Source organism: Aminivibrio pyruvatiphilus (assembly GCF_004366815.1).
Taxonomy (GTDB): domain Bacteria; phylum Synergistota; class Synergistia; order Synergistales; family Aminobacteriaceae; genus Aminivibrio; species Aminivibrio pyruvatiphilus.
On sequence record NZ_SORI01000058.1, the window covers coordinates 1 to 1,203 of the forward strand.

The window sequence follows — 1,203 nt, forward strand, 5'->3', positions numbered from 1 at the left end:
ATGGCGAAGGAGAAATTTGAGAGGTCCAAGCCGCATTTGAACATCGGAACCATCGGTCACATCGACCACGGAAAGACGACGCTGACGGCGGCGATCACGAAGTGCCTTGCCACGTCGAACTATGCCGCCTTCACGGCGTACGACATGATCGACAAGGCTCCTGAAGAGCGTGAGCGCGGCATCACCATCAACATCTCCCACGTGGAGTACCAGACGGACCACCGTCACTATGCCCACATCGACTGCCCGGGCCACGCGGACTACATCAAGAACATGATCACGGGAGCCGCCCAGATGGACGGAGCCATTCTCGTGGTGAGCGCGGCCGACGGCCCCATGCCCCAGACCCGTGAGCACGTGCTTCTTGCCCGTCAGGTCAACGTGCCGGCCCTCGTGGTCTTCATGAACAAGACGGACCAGGTGGATGATCCCGAGCTTCTTGACCTTGTGGAAATGGAAGTCCGTGAGCTGCTGAGCAAGTATGAATTCCCCGGAGACGACATCCCCGTCATCCGCGGCTCGGCGCTGAAGGTCATGGAAGAAGGGAACGGCACCCGTGAGGATCCCGTCAGCAAGTGCATCTGGGAGCTCATGGACGCGTGCGACAGCTACATCCCCGCGCCTGTGCGCGAAGTAGACAAGCCTTTCCTGATGCCCATCGAGGACGTCTTCACCATCACCGGCCGTGGAACGGTAGTCACGGGCAGGGTGGAGCGTGGAGTCATCAAGGGCGGCGAAGAAGTGGCCATAGTGGGAATGAAGACGGACGTCACGAAGACGGTGGCGACGTCCCTTGAAATGTTCCGTAAGATCCTTGACAGCGCCATGGCGGGAGACAACGTGGGTGTGCTGCTTCGGGGAGTGGACAAGGACGGAGTTGAGCGCGGCCAGGTACTGGCGAAGCCGGGGTCGATCACGCCGCACACGAAGTTCAAGGCAGAAGTGTACGTTTTGAAGAAGGAAGAGGGCGGACGTCACACGCCGTTCTTTGCCGGGTACAAGCCCCAGTTCTACTTCCGGACCACGGACGTGACGGGCGGTATCAAGCTTCCCGAGGGAGTGGAAATGGTCATGCCCGGAGACAACGCGACATTTGAAGTTGACCTGATCGTGCCCATCGCCATGGATCCGGGTCTTCGTTTTGCGGTGCGCGAGGGCGGCCATACGGTCGGCGCCGGCGTCGTCACCGAGATTCTTGAATAA

Annotated in this window: 1 protein-coding gene; it reads left to right on the forward strand. The window is 60.0% G+C overall.

The features are described 5' to 3' along the window. Positions 1-1,203: an elongation factor Tu gene (tuf, locus tag C8D99_RS15070; protein WP_133959324.1), complete on the forward strand. Its 1,203-nt coding sequence runs from the start codon at positions 1-3 to the stop codon at positions 1,201-1,203.